At 70.3% G+C, this 17,438-nt stretch carries 16 protein-coding genes and 1 pseudogene; 14 read left to right on the top strand and 3 right to left on the bottom strand.

Annotation, left to right across the window (positions count from 1 at the left end; genetic code table 11):
* The first annotated feature begins 5 nt into the window (after window positions 1-5).
* The 9 genes and pseudogenes from Afe05nite_RS36210 to Afe05nite_RS36175 all read left to right on the top strand — a co-directional run bounded on the left by Afe05nite_RS36210 (window position 6) and on the right by Afe05nite_RS36175 (window position 8,297).
* The gene (locus Afe05nite_RS36210) at window positions 6-593 is read left to right on the top strand and encodes a rhodanese-like domain-containing protein (protein WP_203821817.1); all 588 of its coding nucleotides are present in this window, start codon (window positions 6-8) and stop codon (window positions 591-593) included.
* Window positions 594-662: 69 nt separating this feature from the next.
* The gene (locus tag Afe05nite_RS36205) at window positions 663-1,439 is read left to right on the top strand and encodes a sulfite exporter TauE/SafE family protein (protein ID WP_203821816.1); all 777 of its coding nucleotides are present in this window, start codon (window positions 663-665) and stop codon (window positions 1,437-1,439) included.
* A 155-nt stretch (window positions 1,440-1,594) separates the two neighbouring features.
* The gene (locus Afe05nite_RS36200; protein ID WP_438869485.1) at window positions 1,595-1,966 is read left to right on the top strand and encodes a rhodanese-like domain-containing protein; all 372 of its coding nucleotides are present in this window, start codon (window positions 1,595-1,597) and stop codon (window positions 1,964-1,966) included.
* Between the two features lie 30 nt (window positions 1,967-1,996).
* Window positions 1,997-2,268: pseudogene (locus tag Afe05nite_RS44875) on the top strand (MBL fold metallo-hydrolase); the annotation flags it as partial.
* A gap of 187 nt (window positions 2,269-2,455) precedes the next feature.
* Window positions 2,456-3,568 (top strand): right-handed parallel beta-helix repeat-containing protein, encoded by a 1,113-nt coding sequence (locus Afe05nite_RS36195; protein WP_203821815.1) that lies wholly within the window; start codon window positions 2,456-2,458, stop codon window positions 3,566-3,568.
* Window positions 3,569-3,710: 142 nt separating this feature from the next.
* On the top strand, window positions 3,711-4,235 hold the full coding sequence (locus tag Afe05nite_RS36190; RefSeq protein WP_203821814.1) for a PadR family transcriptional regulator: 525 nt from the start codon (window positions 3,711-3,713) through the stop codon (window positions 4,233-4,235).
* The gene (locus tag Afe05nite_RS36185) at window positions 4,232-4,918 is read left to right on the top strand and encodes an ABC transporter ATP-binding protein (RefSeq protein ID WP_203821813.1); all 687 of its coding nucleotides are present in this window, start codon (window positions 4,232-4,234) and stop codon (window positions 4,916-4,918) included. The genes Afe05nite_RS36190 and Afe05nite_RS36185 overlap by 4 nt, the downstream gene beginning before the upstream one ends.
* Complete coding sequence (locus Afe05nite_RS36180; RefSeq protein WP_203821812.1) at window positions 4,915-7,134, top strand: FtsX-like permease family protein; 2,220 nt, start codon at window positions 4,915-4,917, stop codon at window positions 7,132-7,134. The genes Afe05nite_RS36185 and Afe05nite_RS36180 overlap by 4 nt, the downstream gene beginning before the upstream one ends.
* Window positions 7,135-7,151: 17 nt before the next feature.
* A complete protein-coding gene (locus Afe05nite_RS36175) occupies window positions 7,152-8,297 on the top strand; it encodes an alpha/beta hydrolase family protein (protein WP_203821811.1) in 1,146 nt (381 codons plus the stop codon).
* A gap of 181 nt (window positions 8,298-8,478) precedes the next feature.
* Here Afe05nite_RS36175 and Afe05nite_RS36170 read toward each other — a convergent pair whose 3' ends face one another.
* Complete coding sequence (locus Afe05nite_RS36170) at window positions 8,479-8,940, bottom strand: MarR family winged helix-turn-helix transcriptional regulator (protein WP_203821810.1); 462 nt, start codon at window positions 8,938-8,940, stop codon at window positions 8,479-8,481.
* Between the two features lie 53 nt (window positions 8,941-8,993).
* On the opposite strand from Afe05nite_RS36170, the gene Afe05nite_RS36165 reads away from it, so the two are divergent.
* The 5 genes from Afe05nite_RS36165 to Afe05nite_RS36145 all read left to right on the top strand — a co-directional run bounded on the left by Afe05nite_RS36165 (window position 8,994) and on the right by Afe05nite_RS36145 (window position 15,186).
* Window positions 8,994-11,144 (top strand): MMPL family transporter, encoded by a 2,151-nt coding sequence (locus tag Afe05nite_RS36165; protein ID WP_239118457.1) that lies wholly within the window; start codon window positions 8,994-8,996, stop codon window positions 11,142-11,144.
* Between the two features lie 184 nt (window positions 11,145-11,328).
* Entirely contained in the window at window positions 11,329-12,276 is a 948-nt protein-coding gene (locus Afe05nite_RS36160) for a DUF389 domain-containing protein (protein ID WP_203821809.1), read from the top strand.
* 198 nt (window positions 12,277-12,474) lie between these two features.
* Window positions 12,475-13,278 (top strand): alpha/beta fold hydrolase, encoded by an 804-nt coding sequence (locus Afe05nite_RS36155; RefSeq protein ID WP_203821808.1) that lies wholly within the window; start codon window positions 12,475-12,477, stop codon window positions 13,276-13,278.
* Entirely contained in the window at window positions 13,275-14,567 is a 1,293-nt protein-coding gene (locus tag Afe05nite_RS36150; protein ID WP_203821807.1) for a PP2C family protein-serine/threonine phosphatase, read from the top strand. Before Afe05nite_RS36155 ends, Afe05nite_RS36150 begins: the two co-directional genes overlap by 4 nt.
* A gap of 172 nt (window positions 14,568-14,739) precedes the next feature.
* The gene (locus tag Afe05nite_RS36145) at window positions 14,740-15,186 is read left to right on the top strand and encodes a CBS domain-containing protein (protein WP_203821806.1); all 447 of its coding nucleotides are present in this window, start codon (window positions 14,740-14,742) and stop codon (window positions 15,184-15,186) included.
* A 6-nt stretch (window positions 15,187-15,192) separates the two neighbouring features.
* On the opposite strand, the gene Afe05nite_RS36140 is transcribed toward Afe05nite_RS36145, so the two are convergent.
* Entirely contained in the window at window positions 15,193-16,488 is a 1,296-nt protein-coding gene (locus Afe05nite_RS36140; RefSeq protein WP_203821805.1) for an ArsB/NhaD family transporter, read from the bottom strand.
* A 366-nt stretch (window positions 16,489-16,854) separates the two neighbouring features.
* Complete coding sequence (locus Afe05nite_RS36135) at window positions 16,855-17,376, bottom strand: MarR family winged helix-turn-helix transcriptional regulator (RefSeq protein ID WP_239118456.1); 522 nt, start codon at window positions 17,374-17,376, stop codon at window positions 16,855-16,857.
* Window positions 17,377-17,438: the final 62 nt, after the last annotated feature.

Below are 17,438 nucleotides of genomic sequence, written 5' to 3'. Positions count from 1 at the left end.
ACCCGATGACCAAGCCCACCAGCACCCCGGCCGGCCTCGACGTCCCGGCCCTGCACCACCTCGTCACCACCGGCCACCCGCCGCGGCTGATCGACGTGCGCACCCCGGCCGAGTTCGAGGCCGCGCACATCCCGGGCTCCTACAGCGTTCCCCTGGATCTGCTGCGCGAGCACCGCGACGAACTCCGCGATCACCTCGATGAGCAGGTCGTGCTGGTCTGCCGTTCCGGGCAGCGGGCCGCCCAGGCCGAACAGGCCCTCGCCCGCGTGGGCCTGCCCAACCTGCGGGTGCTCACCGGCGGCATCACCGCCTGGCAGGCCGCCCACGCGCCGGTGACCACCGGCACCCCGCGCTGGGACCTGGAACGCCAGGTCCGCCTGGCCGCCGGCAGTGTCGTCCTGGTCGTCGTGCTCGCCAGCACCCTGGCCGAGCCGCTCAAGTGGGTGGCCGCGTTCATCGGCGCCGGCCTGACCTTCGCGGCGCTGACCGACACCTGCGCGATGGGCATGCTCCTGGCGAGGCTGCCCTACAACCGTGGCCCGCGCACCGACCTCGACCAGGTCGTCGCCGCCCTTACCGGCGACCGGCGGTAATCCCATGCCGCGTCACCACAGCATCCGCTTCCGGTCGGCCCGCGCCGGCCGACCGGGGCGAGACGAGCCATGATCACCGCGATCGGGTTCGGGGCGCTCATCGGCGTCCTGCTCGGCCTGCTCGGTGGCGGCGGCTCGATCCTTGCCGTTCCCGCTCTCGTCTACGGTGCCGACCTGCCCGTCGCCGCGGCCGTGCCCACGTCGCTGCTGGTGGTCGGCATCTCGTCGGCCACCGCGCTGATCCCCCGTTTGCGCGGAGGGCTGGTGCGGTGGCGCATCGCCGGGATCGTCGGCGGCACCGGCGCCGCCGCGGCGTTCGCCGGTGCCGCCGTCAACCGGCTCCTGGACCCGCGCCTCATCCTGATCGGCTTCGCCGCCCTCATGGTCGCCGCCGGGTGGCGGATGCTGCGCGGCACCGACGACTCCGGCGGCGACTGCGCCCTGCCCGGCGGCGGGATCAACTGGCGCGGCTGCCTTCCGAAATCGATCGCCGCTGGGCTCGCGGTCGGGTTCCTGACCGGCTTGTTCGGCGTCGGCGGCGGCTTCCTCATCATTCCCGCCCTCGTCCTGGGGCTCGGCCTCAGCATGCCCGCCGCCATCGCCACCAGCCTGGTCATCATCGTGGTCAACTCCGCCGCCGGCTTCGCCGCGCACACCGGCGACGCGACCATCGACTACCGAATCGCCGCGGCGTTCACCCTCGCCGCCATCACCGGCTCCCTCGCCGCCGGCCGTCTCGCGAACCGGCTGCCCACCCAGAAGCTGCAACGCGCCTTCGCCTGGCTCGTCTTCGCCATCGCGGCCTTCGTCGCCGTCCAGGCCATCCTCAACCCCACTCCCGCCTGAGCAACCTCTCCCGGGAAGGGTCCTCAGGTCGGCGACGCCCACCGCACCCATCACCCTCACATACCCCCAGGGGTTTCTGCTGTACAGGTGGCCGCCCACGGACGTGGGCTCGGCCGTAGCGGATCACCACATCAGCCAGGACCAGGAGGACACCCATGTCTGTTGCCGCGCTGCTCACCAGGATGTTCCGCAAGCCATACCAGTCCGTGGATCCGCAACAGGCCGCCGCGTTGGTCGCGGACGGTGCGGTGCTGCTCGACGTGCGCGAGCCGGCCGAGTGGCGCGCCGGGCACGCGCCATCGGCCCGGCACATCCCCCTCCGGCAGCTCACCGCCCGCCTTGCCGAGGTGCCGGCCGACCGGCCCGTGATCACCGTCTGCCGCTCCGGGGTCCGCTCGCGGCAGGCCGCCGCCCTGCTCGCCCGCGAGGGCCGGCAAGTGCACAACCTCACCGGCGGCCTGCGCGCCTGGGCGGACGCCGGCATGGGGCTGCAGGCCAAGGGCGGCCGCCTCGGCCGGCTCGCCTGACCCACCCCGAAGACCCCATACCTCCGAGCAATCGAGGGCGTCGTCAACACCCACTTCCACGCCGACTTCCTCGCCGGACACCTCGAGGTCGCCGCCGCCACCGGCGCCCGGATCGGCTACGGCCACCGCGCCGACACCGAATACGAACACGCCACCGACACCATGCCGTACGGCGTACTCACCGGCGACGCGCTGTTCATCGGCGACGTCGGCCGCCCCGACCTGCTCGCCTCCGCCGCTACGACAGCGTGCAGCACAAACTCATGACCCTGCCCGACGAGGTACGGGTGTTCCCCGCCCACGAGCTGTTTCGTCGGCTAAACTTTCATCGACATCGATAGATGTATTGCCCTTCCCGGCATGTCGAACTTCGCCTCGTCCGTGAAATGCACTTCCTTGGCGGCGATCAGGATCGGCTCCCCCCGAAGCTGCCCGGTCGCGCCCCGGGAGCGGATCCGGTCCTCACCCCTTCGGAAGGAACCACGCATCATGAGATCCCTGCGTAACGTCCTCGCCGCATCGGCTGCGGCCACCGTCGTCGGCCTCGGCCTGTTCTGCGCCCCGGCGTTCGCGGCCACGGTCGTCGTCAGCAACGTGACCGACCTGTCCAACGCCATCAAGAACGCCACCGCCGGAACGGTCATCCAGGTCCGGGGTGGCACCTACTATCCGACGACCACCCTGCAGTCGACGGCCAACGGGAGCTCGTCCTCGCCGATCACGCTCACCGCGTACGGTTCCGAGGTCGTGAAGATCAGCGGTACGAGCCTGCCCAGCGGTTCCTGGATCTTCAAACTGACCGCCGACTACTGGAACGTCTCCAACATCATCTTCCAGAACTCGCCGGACAGCGCGGTCGTCTGCCAGTCCTGCATCGGCACCAACTGGAACAACATCAAGACCATCAACGGCGGCGACTCCGGGTTCACCCTGACCGGCGACGGCACCTCGAACAACACGGTCAGGAACCTGGACTCGTACGGGAACTACGACGCCGCCGAACACGGGGAGAACGCCGACGGGGTGGCCATCAAGTTCGGCTCCGGCACCGGGAACCTGGTGACCGGCGCCCGGCTCTACAACAACTCCGACGACGGCATCGATCTGTGGTCGTTCTCGTCACCGGTCACCATCGAGCACACCTGGTCGTTCGGCAACGGCAAGAACCGCTGGAGCGACTCGGCCTTCGCCGGTGACGGCAACGGCTACAAGCTCGGCGGTGACGGCGAGACCGTGGCTCACGTCGTGAACAACTCGGCGGCGTGGGACGACGCGGGCAACGGGTTCACCGAGAACTCCAACAAGGGCGCCATCGTCATCAACCGCACCACCGCGTACGCCAACGGCAACTACGGCTACTACTTCGCCACCAGCTCGGCGAAGCTCGGCAAGAACCTGGCGGTGGGCAACGGTCGCGGCTCGGTGAGCAAGGGTTCCTCGGTCACCTCGGCCGGCAACAACTGGGACAGCGGGATCAGCACCCCGTCCTTCCTCTCCACAAACGCCACGACCTGTTACAACGCCCGCTCCTCCAGCGGCACCCTGCCCGCCACCACGTTCCTGACGACGGGAAGCAGCACCATCGGAGCCACCATGAACTGACCCGGTCCCCGGCTTACGGCGGCCGGTCAGGGGCCGCTGTGAGTCACCGCTTGGCCGGGAGCCGTTCCGGCGTCCGGATAGTTCGGAGCCTTATACGCTGCAGGTATATACCGGGTTTATACACTCGGTGTATAGTCGGCGCATGAGTGTTCCTCTGACCTTGCTCGGGCTGCTGGAACGGCAGCCCAGCCACGGGTACGACCTGAAGCGTGACTACGACACCTACTTCGGCCGGGGCAAGTCGCTGCCGTTCGGCCAGGTTTATTCGACGCTTGCCAGGCTGACCCGTGACGGCAAGGTGGTGATGGATGAGCTCGCGCCCGGCGACGGCCCGGACCGCAAGCGTTACGTCATCACCGAGGCCGGTGCTACCGAGGTCGACGCCTGGCTGGCCGAGCCCGTGCAGGCCGAGCCTCACCTGCAGACGGTCCTGTTCGCCAAGGTCGTACTCTCTCTGATGCTCGACCGCGGGGCCAAGTCCTACCTCGATGCTCAGCGCCACGCCCACCTGCAACGCATGCGCGAACTCACCGAGATCAAGCGCTCCGGTGAGCTGGTCGACGGTCTGCTCGCCGACCACGGACTCTTCCATCTCGAGGCCGATCTCCGCTGGATCGACCTGACCGCGGCCCGGCTCGAGCAGTTGCGTGCGCAGGTCCGGCGGTGAGCGCCGCGTTGCGGGCCAGCGGCGTCGAACTGTCGTTCGGGGCCACCCCGGCCCTGCGCGGCGCCGACCTGACGATCGCCACGGGGGAGATCGTCGCCGTGATGGGGCCGAGCGGCTCCGGCAAGTCGACACTGCTGCACTGCCTTGCCGGCATCCTGGTGCCCGACGCGGGCCAGATCCTGGTTGACGGGCAGCGCATCGACACGCTCAGCGAGACCCGGCGCAGCGAACTGCGCCGCGACCGGTTCGGGTTCGTCTTCCAGTTCGGACAGCTGGTTCCCGAGCTGACCGCGGCGGAGAACGTGGCTCTACCTCTGCTGCTGGGCGGCGTACGCCGCAAGCCCGCGCTGCAGCAGGCTCGGGAGTGGTTCGACCGGCTCGGCCTGGAGGGTTTGCACGGCCGCCGCTCCGGCGAGCTGTCCGGCGGGCAGGCCCAGCGGGTCGCGCTGGCCCGCGCGCTGGTCGGCGGCCCACAGGTGCTGTTCGCCGACGAGCCGACCGGCGCGCTCGACTCGATCACCGGCGAGCAGGTCATGGAACTGCTGGTGAGCCTGGCCCGTGATCGGGGCACGACGGTCGTACTCGTCACTCATGAGGCGCGGGTCGCGGCGTACGCCGACCGCGAGGTGATCGTGCGCGACGGTCGCGTCACCTCGTTCGACACGCAGGAGGCGGCCGCGTGATCCGCCTCGGACTGCGGATGGCGGTGGCCGGCGGCCGCGCCGCGGTGGCCCGGCTGGCGATCATCGGCGCGGCGGTCGCGATCGGCGTCGGCCTGGTCCTGGCGGCGTTGGCCGGCACGACCGCCGTGCAGCGCCAGAACGCCCACTACGGCTGGCTCAACAGCGCGCATGCCGAGGCCGCGACCGGGCCGAGCGCGGCCGATCCGGCCTGGTGGGCGTTTCGTGAGGACTACTTCCGGGGTCGGTCGATCGCCCGGATCGACGTCGCGGTCACCGGCCCGCACGCTCCGGTGCCGCCCGGTCTGAGTGCCCTGCCCGGCCCCGGCGAATACGCGGTCTCCCCCGCACTGGCCGAGCTGCTGAGGACCACACCGCCCGATCAACTCTCCGAACGCTTCCCCGGGCGCCGGACCGCCGTGCTGGGCCGCGACGCGCTCGCCTCACCCGATCTGCTGATCGCCGTTGTCGGACGTACCCCCGCCGACGTGGCGGGGCTGCGGGACGCCACCCAGCTCACCCGGTTCGTCAGCGTGTCACCCGAGCACTGCCTACGCTGCTACGTCGGGACCGGGATCAACGGCATGGCCCTGATCCTCGCCGTGGTGGTGGCCGCCCTGCTGTTCCCATTGCTGATCTTCATCGGCGTCGCCACCCGGCTGTCCGCCGCCCGCCGGGAGCAGCGACTCGCCGCGATGCGCCTGGTCGGCGCCACTCCGCGGCAGGTCGCGACGCTGGCCACGATCGAGTCGATGATCGCTGCGACGGCCGGCACCCTGCTCGGATTCGGGCTGTTCCTCCTGCTGCGCCCGGTACTGGCGCACGTTCCGTTCACCGGTTTGCGGTTCTTCCTCGACGACCTGGAACTCACCTGGCCGGCGGCGCTCCTGATGCTCTTCGGCGTACCGATCGGGGCCGCGCTGTCCGCGCGCCTTGCGCTTCGCCGGGTACGGATGTCACCGCTCGGCGTGATGCGCCGCGTCACCCCGAAACCACCGCGGGCCTGGCGCCTTTTACCCCTGATAGCCGGCCTGGCCGAACTGACCTGGTTCGTCGGACGCAAGCCGTACACCACCAACGGGCAGACCGCGGCCTACCTCTCCGGCATCCTCGTCGTGATGATCGGTGTGGTCGTCGCCGGGCCGTGGGTGACCATGACCGGCTCCCGGCTGCTGGCCCGCCTTGCCCGCCGGCCGGCCGGCGTCATCGCCGGGCGACGGCTGGCCGACGACCCACGCGCCGGATTCCGGTCGATCAGCGGACTCGCTCTCGCACTGTTCGTCGGTAGCGTCGCCACCGGAGTGATCACCAGTTACGTGGCCGAGCGCGGCGACAGCGCGGCCACGCCGATCATCCACAACCTGATGACCGTCACCTCCTGGAGCGGCCACGGACAGCAACCGCTCGACCAGGCCTCGGTACCGCCCTCGCTGACCGCGGTGCCCGGCGTGCGAGCGGTGGTGCTGATCCGCGACAACCCACAGATCGACAAGAACGACCCCAACTCGTGGCCCGGCCTCATCAGCTGCGCCGATCTCACCCGCATTCCGGGCAGCGGCCACTGCTCCCCCGGTGCGGCGGCCGCGCAAGTCTTTCCCAACCTGGTCCCGCCGTACGGCGGCAGCGTCCGCGGCGGCAGCGATCCGCAGTGGCCGCCCGCCCCCGAGGTCCCGCTCGACCGGCAGGCCGTCATCGGCGTCGCCGTCGACACCGACGGCTCACCGGCTGCGCTCGAGACCTCCCGCACGCTGTTGGAGAACGCATTTCCTCAGGTCGACGGCGCCGCCTCGGAGGGCGACATCCGCGACGACTCCACGCGCCTGCTCCGCCAGATGCAACGCCTCGCCGACATCGTGATCATCGCCAGCCTGGTGATCGCCGGATGCAGCCTCGCGGTCAGCATCACCGGCGGCCTCAACGAACGCAAACGGCCCTTCGCCGTACTCCGGCTGGCCGGCCTGCGGCTCAGCGATCTGCGTGGCGTCGTACTGCTGGAGAGCGCCGTTCCGCTGCTCGCCGTCTCCGCCGTCGCCGTCGCGGCTGGTTTCGTCTCCGCCGCCCTGTTCCTCAAATCCCAGCTCGGCTACGAGCTGCGGCCGCCCGGTGCCGGCTATTACGCCGTCACCGGGACCGGCCTGCTCGTATCCCTTGCTCTGATCGCGTCGACGATGCCGCTGCTACGCCGCCTGACCGGCCCTGCTTCCGTCCGTAACGACTGACGCCACCGGAGGAACCCATGACCGTCGTCCTGACCCGCCGGCACCTGCTGACCGCCGCCCTCGCTGCCGGAGCTGCCGTGCCGTGGGCCGGCACCGGGCCCGCCTCGGCCGCGTCCACCCGGCTCACGCTGCCCAAGCCCACCGGACCGGACGTCGCCGGAACTGTTGCCCTGCACCTGATCGACGAGGCCCGCGCCGGCCGCGAATTGATGATCAGCGTCTGGTACCCCGCTTCCCGCGACGTCCGGCATCGTTCCAAGGCCGCCTGGCTGGCCGATGCGCCCCTGCGTGCGCTGCTCGACGCGAACGGGTTCCCGGCCGATGCCGCCACCTCGCCGATCACCGTCGCCCACGAGAACGCGCCGGCCTCACGGAGGATCGGCCGGCAACCGGTGATCCTGTACTCGCACGGCGCCGGCGGCCACCGTTCCGAGACGACCATCGTCGCCCAGGAACTCGTCAGCCACGGTTACATCGTGGTCACCGTCGACCATACCGACGATGCGTACACCCAATTCCCGGACGGCCGCCTCAGCCTCCCCGCCGACGACCGACCGGCCACCCCGTGGGGCCAGGTCGCCGACATGCGGTTCGTCCTCGACCGCATCGAGGAACTCGCCGCCGGCGGTAATCCCGACGCCGAACGGCGCCCGTTGCCCGAAGGGCTGGCCACCGCGCTCGACCTGCGTCGCGTCGGCATGTACGGCTGGTCCAAGGGAGGCACCGCCACCGCTCTCATGATGAACACCGACCGGCGTGTTCAGGCCGGCCTCAGCCTCGACGGCCCGATGGAGTCCGATCCACCGGTCACCCGCATCGACCGGCCGTTCATGCTGATGACCGCGCAGTTCACCCGTGCCGCCGAGCCCGCTGTCGCGAGGTTCTGGTCACTTCTGCACGGCTGGCGCCGCAACGTGCAGGCTGACGGCGCCCGGCACGGCGGCTACTGCGACCACCAATGGCTCATCCCTGAGCTGGCGACGATCACCGGCATGAGCAACAAGGACCTCACCGACTGGATCGGGACTCTCGATCCCGCTACCGCCGTACGAATTCAGCAGGCCTACCCCCTCGCGTTCTTCGAACAGCACCTCCGCGGCCGGCGGCAACATCTGCTCGCCGGCCCGAGCCCGGCATTCCCCGAAGTGCGATTCCTGCCCTAGACCACTCGGCTGCGCCACCGACGACGCTCGTGACGGCGTTGCCGAAGCCCGACCTGCCGCCGAGAGGCGACTGCGCGAGGAGGTGTCCCAGGAGGGCGCTGCCCGAGTGGGCCAACCTGGACCGGTTGACGGATCATCGCCGGGCGCGGGAAGGGCTACGGCGTTTGCGATGCCGAGTCGATCAGGAGTCCTTCATCGCGGCGAGCACCTTGTGCAGCAACGCGTTGAGCGTCGTGTCCTCCGGCGGGGTCAGCCCGAGTGCCTGCGGGCTGTTCATCGCCTGGATCAGCGGCGTCGCCCGGTCCAGGGCCGCTCTTCCGGCATCGGTCACCCGCACCTCGCTCGCCGTGCCGCGGGGGCCCCGCCGGCGCGAGATGTAGCCCAGACGTTCCAGCGAGGTAAGTAGTTCGCCGATGCTCTGCGGGGTCACCAGCACCCGGCGGGCCAGCTCGGCCTGGCTCACGCCCGTGCCGCCTACCACCTCGACCAGGACGCCGAACTGGGTCGGGGTCAGGCCGGCCCGCGCCAACGTCTCGGTGAAGCGGCGGGCGACGGCGTGGTGGGTGCGTACCAGCGTCCAGCCCGTCACCCTGCCGGGGTCACCGCCGGACCAGCCCGCACCGTGCTGCTCGACATCACCCATAGGCAGACTATAAGGTTCCTGACAGACCATAAGGCCCCTTATAGTTCGGTGGAATGATGCGACGCTGGACCACCTGGATGTTGCGCCATCGTGCCCTGGTGATCATCGCCTGGGTCCTGATCGCCGCGGCCGGGGGCGTTCTCGCCCCACGCACCGTCGAGGCGCTGCGATACGAGTTCGCTCTGCCCGGTCAGCCCGCTTACGAGGCCAACCAGCGCATCACCGCGGCAACCGGCGGCGGTGGGGCGGTCGACCCGCTGGTCCTGGTCGCCCGCCCGCGCCAGGCCGGGCCGGCCGCGCGCGAAGCGTTCGAGACTCAGGTGGCCAGGGTCACCGCCGCGGCTCCGGGCAGCCGGGTGCTCACCCCGGCCGGTGCGAGCGAGCTGGCATCCCCGGACGGCGAGGTCCTGGTCGCTCTGGTCTACCCCCATGTCCTACCGGGACCGGAGCCGTACGCCGCGGCTCTGCCGGCGCTCGAGGCCGCCGCCGCCCAGGCCGACGTCGGCGGGCGCCCGCTCACCGTCACCGGCACCACGGTGCTGGAGGAGACCTCGGGCGGCGGGCGGCGGGGAGTGCTCGTCGAGGTCGTCCTGGGCGGGCTCGGTGCGCTCATCGTGCTCGCCGCGGTGTTCGGCTCGCTGCTGGCCGCCGTACCGTTGCTCGTAGCCGTGGTGTCGATCCTCGCCACCTTCCTCTGCCTGCTGGGCCTGACCGCGCTCACCGACGTCTCGTTCGTGGTCCAGTACCTGGTGGCGTTGATCGGGCTGGGTGTCGCCATCGACTACTCGTTGCTCATCGTCATGCGATGGCGCGAGCAGCGGGCCGGCGGCCTGGACAGCACGGCCGCTGTCGTGTCCGCCATGGCCACCGCCGGGCGGTCGGTGGTGCTCAGCGGTGTCACGGTCGCCGTCTCACTCGCCGCCCTGGTGCTGGTCCCGCTGCCGTTCCTGCGCAGCATCGGCCTGGGTGGCCTGCTGATCCCGTTATTGAGCGTCGCCACCGCCACCACCCTCGTACCGGTCGTGCTGGCCACCGCCGGCGAACGCCTTCAATGGCCGCGCCGGCGGATCACCGATCCGAGCAGCCGAGCCTGGCGACGCATCGCCACCGTCGCGGTCCGTCACCCCGCCCTCGTCGCCCTGGCAAGCACTCTGCTGCTGCTGGCACTGGCGGCACCCCTGCTGGGCCTCCGGCTCGGCTCACCACGGCTGGACGCCTACGACGCGAGCACCCCGGCCGGCGTCGCCACGGCACAACTCACAGCTTCCGGCATCAGCCCGGGCGTACTGCGCCCGACCGAGGTACTGCTGCCACCCGCCCGAGCGGCGGACGCCGTGGCGCGTTTCGCCGCCCTGCCCGGTGTCGCTGCCGCAGTCGCCCCGACGTCCGCCGGCTGGCGCACCCCCGCCGGGCAACTGATCCAGGTCTGGACCGGCGAGGACCCCGCAACGGCCACCAGCCGCACAGCGGTGCGCACGGTACGCGACGTCGCGGCGACCATCCCGGGAGCCGAGGTCGGCGGGCACCCGGCCGAGGACGCCGACTTCGTCACCGCGGTCTACAACGACGCCCCGCTGGTCGTGCTCGGCATCGTCGTGGTGACGTTCCTGCTGCTGGCCCGGGCCTTGCGCTCGCTCTGGCTGCCGATCAAAGCACTGCTGCTCAACGTGGTCTCGATCGCTGCGGCCTACGGCATCACGGTGCTGATCTGGCAAGACGGCGTCGGCAGCGACCTGATCTTCGGTACGCCCGCCAGCGGCGCCATCACCATCTGGGTGCCGATCGCCGTGTTCGCATTCCTGTTCGGCCTGTCGATGGACTACGAGGTCTTCATCCTGTCCCGGATGCGCGAGGCGTACGACGAGCACGGCTCCACCCCGCTGGCGGTGATCGACGGCATCGCCCGCACCGGCCGGCTGGTGACCTCCGCGGCGCTGATCCTGTTCCTGGCCTTCGTCGCCCTGTCCACCGTACCGGCCGTCGAGGTGAAGATCCTCGCGACGGCACTGGCGCTGGGAATCGCCATCGACGCCCTGATCGTGCGCGCGCTACTGGCCCCCGCCCTGGTGGTGCTGCTCGGCCGGCTCAATTGGTCGCTACCGCGGCCGCTCGCCCTGGTGCTGCGCCTCCCGCCGGAACCCTCCCCCCGTCCGCCGTCAACGGCTGCCCGAGAAGCACCCGACGAGGCAAGCCCGTCGTCCTGAGGCCGCAGAGGGGTGTGCCTCGCGGCAACTACGGCTCCAACCTCGACGTTGACCGTTCACCAGGACCTTGCAGGGCCCGACCGCGGAATGCATCAATGCCAGGCCGGCACGCATGGTGCCGTATCCCATGAGGTGCTGGCCGTACCCTGAGTTCCATGATCGGAGTCGACCGGATGGAGCCGCCATGCTGCACGTACGGGTCATCTCGCCGACCGCGGTCACCGAGGGGCTGACCCGGCACCTGACTGACGACGAGGCCGTCACGCATCTGATGGTCCTCGACGGCGCCGCCAAGATTCCGCCCGGCGACGTCATCGAGTTCGACGTGGTGCGCGAGGGCGCCAGCCGGGTGCTCGACGACCTGCGCGGCCTCGGGCTCGACCGCGACGGGGCCATCGTCGTCGAACGCATCGACACCGCCCTGTCGGCGTCGGCCGACCGGGCCGCGCGCCGGGTGCCCGGTCTGGGCGTGGACGCGGTCGTCTGGCACGAGATCGAGCACCAGACCGGCGAGGAAGCCACCCTGTCCGCTTCCTACCTCGCCTTCATGATCGTCGCCATGATCATCGCCGCCGTCGGTGTGCTGCTCGACCAGCCGATCCTGATCGTCGGGTCGATGGTCGTGGGGCCGGAGTTCGGTCCGCTCGCCGCGCTGTGTGTCGGGCTGGCCCAGCGCAAGCTCCGCATGGTGCGCCGGTCGGTGCTCGCGCTCGGGGTCGGTTTTCCGGCCGGCATGGCGGCCACGGTGCTGGCGGTGTGGCTGCTGACCGCGGCCGATCTCGTCGACAAGTCGATGCTGCTGGACGACCGGCCGCTGACGGACTTCATCTGGCGACCCGACGCCCTCTCCTGGGTCATCGGCTTCCTGGGCGGCGTGGCCGGAATCTTGTCGCTGACCTCGGCCAAGGCGGGCACGCTGGTCGGGGTGCTGATCTCGGTCACGACGATCCCGGCCGCGGCCAACGCCGCCGTGGCGCTGGCCTACGGCGTCCGGGCCGAGGTCTTCGGCTCCACGCTGCAGTTGGTCATCAATGTGGCCGCCATCGTTCTCGGCGGTGTCCTCACCCTCACCGTCCAGCGAGCCGCCTGGGGCCGCCCGCGCCGGAGCGCAGGTCAGGGCCGGAAGCGGTGACCCATGCGGGGCTCGTCGTCCATCCCGGGCCGGCCCACGTCCAGTACGATCAGGTCGGGTCACGACGGGTCCACCGGCGCAGGTACGGGAAGCGAGATCACGGCCGATGCCCGGTCGCTTCGACCGAAATGTCGGCTGCGCTGACGGGTGGATCACCGGCCGTGGGGATCGACCGTTCAGGGTGCAACAATGCGGGGCATGGACGTTCGGGCGCGCAATCACGTCACCTTCACGGGCCGAGAACACGGCCCGGTGGTGATGCTCGCCCACGGCTTCGGCTGCGATCAGAACATGTGGCGCCTGGTCACCGACACGCTCGGGGAGCAGTCCCGGGTGCTGTTGTTCGACCACGTCGGCGCCGGGCGTTCCGACCTGAGCGCGTGGGACCCGGACCGCTACGCGACCCTCGACGGGTACGCCCGCGATGTCCTGGAGATCTGCCGCGACCTCGACCTTCAAGACGTGATCTACGTAGGGCACTCGGTCAGCGCCATGATGGGTGTGCTGGCCGCCGCCGAGGCGCCGGAACTCTTCGCCGGCCTGGTCCTGCTGGCCCCCTCGCCCAGCTTCATCGACGACGACGGCTATCGCGGTGGATTCTCCCGCGACGACATCGATGAACTGCTCGAATCGCTGGACAGCAATTATCTCGGCTGGTCGGCCGCCATGGCGCCGGTGATCATGGGAAATCCGGACCGGCCGGAGCTGGGCGAGGAACTGACGACCAGTTTCTGCCGCACCGACCCGAGCATCGCGAAAGCGTTCGCCAAGGTGACCTTCCTGTCCGACCATCGCGCGGACCTGCCGAAGGTACGGGTGCCGACGCTGATCATCCAGTCCGCGGTCGACGCGATCGCGCCGCCCGAAGTGGGGGAATACGTCCGCGACCGGATCGCCGGCAGCCGTCTGGTCACGCTCGCCGCGACCGGGCACTGCCCGCAGTTGAGCGCGCCGCAGGCCACGGCCCAGGCCATCGCGGCGTTCGTGGCCGAGCGCCGATGAACGAACCACTGCCGCGTCTCGACGCGCCCGGCGGGACGGAGCGCCGGGTGCCCGAGAGCCGGGTGCCGGAGAGCAGGGTGCCGGAGAGCAGGGTGCCGGAGCATGTCACGGCGTTCCCGGCGATGCTGGAGGACAACATCGACGACCTTTACGACAGCGCGCCGTGCGGGAACGTGTCGACGCTCCTGGACGGCACCATCGCCAAGATCAACGCGACGTTGCTCGTCTGGCTCGGCTATACCCGCGACGAGGTCGTCGGGCGGAAACGCTTCAGCGACCTGCTCACCGTCGGCGGGCGGCTCTACCACGAGACCCACTTCGCGCCGCTGCTGCAGATGCACGGGGAAGTCAACGGCGTCGCGCTCGAACTCAAACGCGCCGACGGCGGCCGGCTGCCGGTGCTGGTCACCTCCGTGGTCAAGACCGGCAGCGACGGCCAGCCCATGTTGATCCGCAGCACCATCTTCGACGCCCGCGAACGCCGTGCCTACGAGCAGGAGCTCCTGCACGCCCGGCGGGCGGCCGACGCGGAACGCGAACGGCTGCGCGGGCTGATCGGCGGTCTGCAACGCAGCTTGCTGCCGGACGTCGTGCCGACCCCGCCGGGGATGCAGAGCAGCGCTTACTACCACATGGCCTCGGCCGACCGGATCGGCGGCGACTTCTACGACCTGTTCCCGCTGCCCTCCGGCCGGTGGGGTTTCTTCCTCGGCGACGTGTGCGGCAAAGGCCTGGCCGCGGCGGCCACCACCGCGGCCGCCCGGCACACCCTGCGCACCGCTCTGGCCTTCAATCCCGATCCCGCCGCTGCGCTGACCTACCTCAACAACGTCCTCTACCAGGACCACGACAGCCCGTCCCACCGGCACTGCACGGTCATCCTGGGCACCCTGACCCCGGCCCCGGGCGGCTGCTCGATCACCATCGCCGGGGGCGGGCACCCGGCCCCCATGCTGCTGCGCACCGGCGGCACCCTCGAGCCGCAACCCACCACCGGCGGCACCATCATCGGCATTCTGCCCGCGCCGCGCATCGCGACCCGGACCTTCGACATGACGCCGGGTGACACGCTGATCCTCTACAGCGACGGCCTGCTCGAAGCCCACGCCGGTGACCGCGACGAACGCTACGGCGAAGAGGCGCTGCAGGACTTCCTCGTGCGCCTGGCACCCACCAGCGCCGCTGCGGCCGTCACCGCGCTGACCGAGCTGCTGGCCACCCTGGGACGGCTCGACGACGACGTGGCCCTGCTGGCGCTCTCGCTCGACGACACAGCCCCGACGGGCTGAACAAAGCTGTCGGACAGCCGGCCGCTGCCCACCGGTGTCACCGCTCAGCCGCCCGGCTTCGCTGAGGTGTGTGGGCGGGCTGCCAGGGGGTCGGTCATGACGCCAGGAACCGGCCGCGAGCTCCGATACCTTCGCCCGCGTACCCGCGTCGGTGCGAGCGTATCGTCGGGGCATGCGCGCCCGCGACGTGTCGATCCCGATGACTACCGTGACCGAGGACATGCCCGCCCGGCAGGCGGTGACGCTGCTGGCCGGGCAGGATCTGCCCGGTCTGATCGTGGTGGACGACCGAGGCCGGCCGCTGACCGTGCTGGCCGGCACACAGGTACTGCGGATGGCGCTGCCGTCGTACTGTCAGGATGATCCGGCGCTGGCCCGGGTGATCGACGAGGCAGCCGCCGATGTCATCCTCCGCGGGATCGGTGACCGCACCGTCGCCAATCTGCTGCCCCGTAACCGGCCGGAGCTGCCGGCGGTCAGCGCGGACGCCACCCTGCTGGAGGTTGCCTCGGTGATGGCGCGCTCGAACGTGCCACTGGTCGCGGTAGTCGACGATCATCGGGTGATGACCGGGGCGATCACACTCGACGGGTTGCTCGACCGGACGATGGGCACCTGAGGAACCTCAGAAGGCGAAGAACCGCAACCAGAGGTACGGCACCGCCAGGGTGACCGAGATCGCGGTGACGATCAGGCCGTATTTGGTGAAGCCCCAGAACGAGATGCGATGTCCGGCGCGTTCGGCGATGCCCAGCACCACCACGTTGGCCGAGGCCCCCACCGCGGTCGCGTTGCCGCCCAGGTCGGCGCCGAGGGCCAGCGCCCACCACAGCACCTGGGCTTTGTCGTTGCCGCCGGCCGCGTCGACCAGGTCGGCGACGATCGGGCTCATCGTGGCCACGTAGGGGATGTTGTCCACGATCGCCGAAAGGCCGGCCGAGGCCCACAGCAGCAGCATCGTCGCCGGCCACAGCTTGCCCTCCACCGCGCCGGTGGCCGTGCGGGCGAGAGTGTCGATGACGCCGGTCTCGACCAGGGCACCGACCATGACGAACAGCCCGGCGAAGAACACCAGGGTCGGCCATTCGACGTCCTTGGCGACCTCACCCGCGTCCAGTCGCGACAAGGCCAGCAGCAGCAGACCGCCCAGCAGCGCCACCACCGACGGCTCAAGGCCGAGCACGGTGTGCAAGCTGAAGGCGACCAGCACCATGCCGAGCACTACCAGGCTCATCACCACGAGCCGCCGGTCGCGGATCGCGTCGCCCTCGCGTAATGCCATCACCTGAGCGGCCCGCTCGGCGTCGAAGCGGAATGCGCGGCGGAACATGACCCGGCAGAGCAGCACCAGCACCACGAGAACCAGCAGGACGAACGGCGCGAGAACGCTGAGGAAGTCGTTGAAGCTCAACCCGGAGCGGCTGGCGATGATGATGTTCGGCGGGTCACCGACCAGCGTCGCCGTGCCGCCTACGTTGGAGGCCAGGACCTCCGCGATCAAGAACGGCACCGGGGGCACCCCGAGCCGGTCGCAGACCAGCAGCGTCACCGGGGCCACCAGTAGCACAGTGGTCACGTTGTCCAAGGCAGCGGACACCACACCGGTCACCACAATGAGGATGACCATGATCGGGAACGGCCGGCCACGTGCCTTCTTGGCCGCCCAGATGGCCACGTACTCGAACAGCCCGGTGCGTTTGAGCACCCCGACGATCAGCATCATCCCCATGAGCAGGAAGATGACGTTCCAGTCGATGCCGGCGTCCTCGGAGAAGAAGGCGTGCTCGGCGTCCGTCGCACCGAGCACCAGCATGATCGCGGCGCCGCCGAGCGCGACCGCGACCCGGTTGATCTTCTCAGTCGCGATCAGCACGTACGCGATCGTGAAAACTGTCACGGCGAGCCAGGCCAGCGTGCTCATGAGTCTCCTGGATCGGGGCGGGTGTCATCGATCGCCGACCAGTCTTCCCGGCACACCACGATCAACCTACCCGCACCCCGCGCGCCGCGCTCCGGTAGAGCACGGTTGAACGCGGAGACGGTGGCCGAGGTTGCCGCTACCAGTCGGAACTGTGTGCGCACGCGGCGCGGGTGGTGGCCGAGTCCCGGCAGGTGTGAGACAGAAGCCGTGAGTCCCGTCCTCGCCTGGCACGACATGATCGTGGGCATGCCGGCCGGCACGAGTGCGATTGCCGGTGTACCGGAATAGTCACCTCCGGAGAACCGAGCCGGAATCAACTGTCGAATTCGGCCGCTCAGCGGCCTCTCGAGGGCACACCCGGGCAGGTCAGCAGTCGCGCTGCGAGGCGTCGTCGTCTCCCACCGCGTTGCTCCATCGCCGCTGCCATTCCGCGTCGGACACCTCCCCGGCCGCCTCGACGAGCGCGTTGAGGACGGAGGCGAAAGCCAGGGGCCGGGTTATCGAGAGATCCGAGACCAGGGCCGCGATGGAGGTCCGGCGGCGGCGGGTGACCTCGCCGACCAGGTCTCGTCCGGCCGGGGTGAGGGTCACCCAGGCGGCCCGCCGGTCGTCCGGGCGCTCCTGCCGGGCCACGAGATCCTTGCGTACCAGCCGGTTGCACATCCGTACCGCGGTCGACGAGGTGACCGCGAGTTCGTCGGCGAGGTCGACGATGCGCTGCGGACCCCGCGAGACGAGCACGACCAGTGCCCGGAACTGGGGCAACGTCACTTCCTCGTCGAGGTCGGCCAGCGAGCGGGCGGCCAGACCCACAAACACGCGGCTGAGCGCGAGCAACGCGCCAACCACCTCGTCCTCGCTCGCGGATGGCGCCGTCTCGGAAATCACGGGTCCCACTGTGACATGACCTTCGTTCCGGTTGTCATCCCACCGCCGTCCATCTGCGGTGT

Source organism: Paractinoplanes ferrugineus, from assembly GCF_016862195.1.
GTDB lineage: Bacteria > Actinomycetota > Actinomycetes > Mycobacteriales > Micromonosporaceae > Actinoplanes > Actinoplanes ferrugineus.
Note: the sequence above shows the minus strand (reverse complement) of the source record. Positions and strands in the feature narration are given on the sequence as shown.

What these genes read in the sequence shown, in the direction of transcription:
- Afe05nite_RS36210 (WP_203821817.1), top strand. Translation starts at nt 6, where the DNA reads ATGACCAAGCCCACCAGCACCCCGGCCGGCCTCGACGTCCCGGCCCTG.
- Afe05nite_RS36205 (WP_203821816.1), top strand. Translation starts at nt 663, where the DNA reads ATGATCACCGCGATCGGGTTCGGGGCGCTCATCGGCGTCCTGCTCGGC.
- Afe05nite_RS36200 (WP_438869485.1), top strand. Translation starts at nt 1,595, where the DNA reads ATGTCTGTTGCCGCGCTGCTCACCAGGATGTTCCGCAAGCCATACCAG.
- Afe05nite_RS36195 (WP_203821815.1), top strand. Translation starts at nt 2,456, where the DNA reads ATGAGATCCCTGCGTAACGTCCTCGCCGCATCGGCTGCGGCCACCGTC.
- Afe05nite_RS36190 (WP_203821814.1), top strand. Translation starts at nt 3,711, where the DNA reads ATGAGTGTTCCTCTGACCTTGCTCGGGCTGCTGGAACGGCAGCCCAGC.
- Afe05nite_RS36175 (WP_203821811.1), top strand. Translation starts at nt 7,152, where the DNA reads ATGACCGTCGTCCTGACCCGCCGGCACCTGCTGACCGCCGCCCTCGCT.
- Afe05nite_RS36170 (WP_203821810.1), bottom strand. Translation starts at nt 8,940, where the DNA reads ATGGGTGATGTCGAGCAGCACGGTGCGGGCTGGTCCGGCGGTGACCCC.
- Afe05nite_RS36165 (WP_239118457.1), top strand. Translation starts at nt 8,994, where the DNA reads ATGATGCGACGCTGGACCACCTGGATGTTGCGCCATCGTGCCCTGGTG.
- Afe05nite_RS36160 (WP_203821809.1), top strand. Translation starts at nt 11,329, where the DNA reads ATGCTGCACGTACGGGTCATCTCGCCGACCGCGGTCACCGAGGGGCTG.
- Afe05nite_RS36155 (WP_203821808.1), top strand. Translation starts at nt 12,475, where the DNA reads ATGGACGTTCGGGCGCGCAATCACGTCACCTTCACGGGCCGAGAACAC.
- Afe05nite_RS36150 (WP_203821807.1), top strand. Translation starts at nt 13,275, where the DNA reads ATGAACGAACCACTGCCGCGTCTCGACGCGCCCGGCGGGACGGAGCGC.
- Afe05nite_RS36145 (WP_203821806.1), top strand. Translation starts at nt 14,740, where the DNA reads ATGCGCGCCCGCGACGTGTCGATCCCGATGACTACCGTGACCGAGGAC.
- Afe05nite_RS36140 (WP_203821805.1), bottom strand. Translation starts at nt 16,488, where the DNA reads ATGAGCACGCTGGCCTGGCTCGCCGTGACAGTTTTCACGATCGCGTAC.